The sequence below is a fragment of the Pseudomonas sp. 51_B genome, assembly GCF_017491595.1.
In the GTDB taxonomy this organism is placed as follows: Bacteria; Pseudomonadota; Gammaproteobacteria; order Pseudomonadales; family Pseudomonadaceae; genus Aquipseudomonas; species Aquipseudomonas promysalinigenes.
In genome coordinates this window covers 1-443 of sequence record NZ_JAFGYW010000419.1, presented here as the reverse complement: position 1 = coordinate 443, position 443 = coordinate 1, and the positions used below count along the sequence as shown (strand labels likewise).

Sequence of the window (443 nt, the reverse complement as noted above, 5' to 3'; positions counted from 1 at the left end):
ATCGGACGGCGTGCCCGACAGCAGCGCGAGGCCCGCGTCGTACGCTTTCTCGTCGAGCAGCAGCGAGGCGAGGCGAAGCTTCGCGATCTGCTTGTACTCGTCATCCTTCGCATGATCCGCGGCCCACTGCAGTTGCGCCTTCGCGCCCGCCGCATCGCCCGCGCCGTACAGCGCCTTCGCCGCCTCGAGCGCCGTCATCTGCGCATATGCGGTGCCGCCGAATTTGTCTTCCATGTCGGATGCGACGCGCGAGATCTTCGCCTTGTCGTTCGACCGGACGGCCTGCTGCGCCTTCTCGTAGAGCACGGCCGCCTGCGTCGCCTGGCGGCGCTGCCAGTAGTTCCAGCCGTTCCACGCGGCCGCGGCGGCGAGAACGGCGATCGCGACCCAGTTCGTCAGATTGCCCCACCGGGCCCACCACGCCTTCAGGCTTTCAATCGATT

Annotated in this window: 1 protein-coding gene; it reads right to left on the bottom strand. The window is 67.5% G+C overall.

Annotated features, from left to right (window positions below; translation table 11 throughout):
- Positions 1–443 (bottom strand): tetratricopeptide repeat protein (locus J5M56_RS25525; RefSeq protein WP_207938127.1); only part of this gene is annotated, 443 nt, incomplete at both ends.